Genomic DNA, 3,313 nt, shown 5'->3' on the forward strand with positions numbered 1-3,313 from the left:
GTCGGCGCTCGCGCGGCGGTGCGGGTGGCGCGTCCGGCGAGGCGACCGCCCCGGCGGCGGCTCCCGCCGACGCCTGACCCGGCAGCGCACCGAACGGCCCGGTCGGACCCCCGACCGGGCCGTTCGCGCGTCAGAGCTGACGCGCGAAGGCCAGGACCGCGTCGGCGAGCAGCTGGACCGCGATCGCGGCGAGCAGCAGACCGGCGATGCGGCTGACGAGCATCGTGCCGGAGTCCTTGAGCACCCGGTGGATCGCGTTGGCGAACCGCATCGACAGCCACAGGCACACGTGCACGAGCACCACCGCGAGCGCGATGGCGACCCACTGCGGCGGCTCGCTCGCCTGCTGCACGAGCACCATGGTGGCGACGATCGCGCCGGGCCCGGCGAGCAGCGGGGTGCCCAGCGGCACGAGGGCGACGTTGCCCTGCGTGGCGACGTCCGACCCGGAGCCGTCCATCTTGCCGGTGAGCAGCTCCATCGCCACCAGCAGCAGGAGCAGGCCGCCGGCCGCCTGCAGCGCGGACACCGAGACGTGCAGGTAGTCGAGCAGCGACTGCCCGACGAGCGCGAAGCCGACGATCACGCCGAACGCGACGAGGATCGCCTGCCGCGCCGCGCGCGCCCGCTGCTGGCGCGTCATGGAGCCGGTGAGCGCGAGGAAGATCGGGACGGTCCCGGGTGGGTCCATGATGACGAACAGCGTCACGAACGCCGAGATGAACAGCTGCACGTCGAGCACGCCGCTCACGCGGCCACCACCTCCGTCGTCCCCTGCTCCGCGATCGCGGCGAGCACCTGCGGGTCGGTGAGATTCTCCCCCAGCCGGTTGGCCTTCCCGGCCCCGTGGTAGTCGCTCGAGCCGGTGACGAGCAGGCCGAGCCGGGCGGCGACCGCGGCGAGCCGTGCGCGCTGCGCCGGCGTGTGGTCGCGGTGGTGCACCTCGACGCCCGCGAGACCCGCCTCCGTGAGCTGGTCGAACACCCGCTCCGGCACGACGCGCCCGCGGGCGTCGGCGGCCGGGTGCGCGAACACCGGCACGCCGCCGGCCGCGCGGATCGCCGCGACGGCGTCGGGAGCCTCGGGCGCGTAGTGGTCGACGTGGTACGGCCCGCCGGACGCCAGCAGGTGCGCGAAGGCGGCGTCGCGGTCGGGCACGACGCCGCGCGCGACGAGGGCGTCCGCGATGTGGGGGCGCCCCACGACCACGGCGTCGCGTGCCTGCTCCAGCACGTCCGCCCACGTGATCGGGACGTCGCGGGCGAGCAGGTCGACGATGCGCTCGGCCCGGTGCACGCGCGACTCGCGGGCCCGCGCGAGCTCGTCCGCGAGCGCGGGGTGGGCGGGGTCCTGGAGGTAGCACAGCAGGTGGACGCTGATCCCCCGCCAGCGCGCCGACACCTCCGTGCCCCGCACGAGCCCGATCCCGTGGGTGCGCGCGGCGGCGGCCGCCTCGTCCCAGCCGGCGGTCGTGTCGTGGTCGGTGAGGGCGACGACGTCGAGCCCGGCGGCGCGCGCGGACGCGACGACGTCGGCGGGACGCTCGGTGCCGTCGGACGCGGACGAGTGCGTGTGGAGGTCGATGCGCACCGGGGCACCGTAGCGCCGGGCGCCGACGCGCCCGCACACGCCCGCACGTGCCCGCTCCCGGCGGGCGCGGTGCACGGTGCAGACTGGTCGGGTGGACGCCGACGACGTGACCCCCGAGACGATCACCCCCGAGACGCCCGTGCCGGCGTCCGCGGACGAGCAGGAGCTCGCGGAGCGCAACGCGAACCGCTCGCACCGGCCGCAGTCGGAGCGGTTCCTCGAGTTCATCAGCTCGGGCTGGGGCGCGCGTCCCGAGGGCCGCGCCGAGCGGCTGCCCGCGGCCGACTTCACGGCGGCACGGCGCTCGCGCCTGTCCGCGCTCTTCCCCGGCGTCCGGCTCGTCGTGCCCGCCGGCACGTTCCGCGTCCGCTCGAACGACACGGACCACCGCTTCCGCCCGCACGCGGCGTTCGCGCACCTCACGGGGCTGGGTCAGGAGCAGGAGCCGGACGCGGTGCTCGTGCTGCACCCGGTCGAGGACGGCACGGGCGACGACGGCTCGGCGCACCGGGCCGTGCTGCACATGAACCCGCTGGCCGGCCGCGACACCCCCGAGTTCTTCTCCGACTCCCGGTACGGCGAGTTCTGGGTGGGCGCGCGCCCCACGCTCGACGAGGTCGCGACGGCGACGGGCATCCGCACGGCGCACCTCGACGACCTGCGCGACGCGCTCGCCAAGGACGTCGGCGCCGGCGGCGTCGAGCTGCTCGTGGTGCCCGAGGCCGACGCGACGGTCGAGGCGGTCGTCGCGGAGATCCGCGGCCAGGAGGAGGCCGGCGAGCGCGACGCGCGGCTCGCCGAGGCCCTCTCGGAGCTGCGGCTCGTCAAGGACGCGTACGAGCTCGAGCAGATGCGCGCGGCCGTCGACGCGACGGTCGACGGCTTCGCCCACATGGTCCGTGCGCTGCCGCGCGCGGTCGAGCACCGGCGCGGCGAGCGCGTGCTCGAGGGCGTCTTCATCGGCCACGCCCGGCAGGAGGGCAACGACGTCGGGTACACGACGATCGCCGCGGCCGGCGAGCACGCGACCACGCTGCACTGGACGGACAACGACGGCCGCGTCGAGGCCGGGCAGCTCGTGCTCGTCGACGCCGGCGTCGAGGCCGACTCCCTCTACACGGCGGACGTCACGCGCACGCTGCCCGTCGGCGGCACGTTCACCGACGTGCAGCGACGCGTGTACCAGGCGGTGCTGGACGCCGCTGACGCCGGCTTCGCGGCCGCCGTCCCGGGCGCGCGCTTCCGCGACGTGCACGACGCGGCGATGCGCGTGCTCGCGGCGCGGCTCGCCGACTGGGGGCTGCTGCCGGTGAGCGCCGAGGAGTCGCTGCTCCCGGAGAACCAGCACCACCGCCGCTGGATGGTGCACGGCACGAGCCACCACCTCGGGCTCGACGTGCACGACTGCGCGCAGGCGCGCGGCGAGCTGTACCTCGACGGCGTGCTCGAGCCCGGGATGGTGTTCACGATCGAGCCCGGCCTGTACTTCAAGTCCGACGACCTGCTGGTGCCGCAGGAGCTGCGCGGCATCGGCGTGCGCATCGAGGACGACGTCGTCATCACCGCCGACGGCAACGAGAACCTCAGCGCCGCGCTGCCGCGGGACCCCGACGCGGTCGAGGCGTGGATGGCGTCGCTCCGCGGGGCGTGAGCCTCCGCGGGGCCCGACCGGCCGACGCGCCCCGCCGACGGCCGGACCGCGCCCCGGCGGTCAGGCCTGCGG

The 3,313-nt window shown here is 76.0% G+C and carries 3 protein-coding genes; 1 reads left to right on the forward strand and 2 read right to left on the reverse strand.

Annotation, left to right across the window (positions count from 1 at the left end; translation table 11 throughout):
• Positions 1-130: 130 nt before the first annotated feature.
• On the reverse strand, positions 131-751 hold the full coding sequence (locus tag AB6N23_RS17810) for a MarC family protein (RefSeq protein ID WP_412867303.1): 621 nt from the start codon (positions 749-751) through the stop codon (positions 131-133).
• On the reverse strand, positions 748-1,590 hold the full coding sequence (locus AB6N23_RS17815; protein ID WP_412867304.1) for a PHP domain-containing protein: 843 nt from the start codon (positions 1,588-1,590) through the stop codon (positions 748-750). Before AB6N23_RS17815 ends, AB6N23_RS17810 begins: the two co-directional genes overlap by 4 nt.
• A 121-nt stretch (positions 1,591-1,711) precedes the next feature.
• Between AB6N23_RS17815 and AB6N23_RS17820 the strand changes: the two genes are divergently transcribed.
• Positions 1,712-3,241 carry an aminopeptidase P family protein gene (locus tag AB6N23_RS17820; protein ID WP_412867305.1) on the forward strand — a complete coding sequence of 510 codons (1,530 nt, stop codon included), beginning with the start codon at positions 1,712-1,714 and terminating at the stop codon, positions 3,239-3,241.
• The last annotated feature ends 72 nt before the right edge of the window (positions 3,242-3,313 follow it).

Origin of the sequence: Cellulomonas pasadenensis, from assembly GCF_047229365.1 — a bacterium.
Taxonomy (GTDB): domain Bacteria; phylum Actinomycetota; class Actinomycetes; order Actinomycetales; family Cellulomonadaceae; genus Cellulomonas.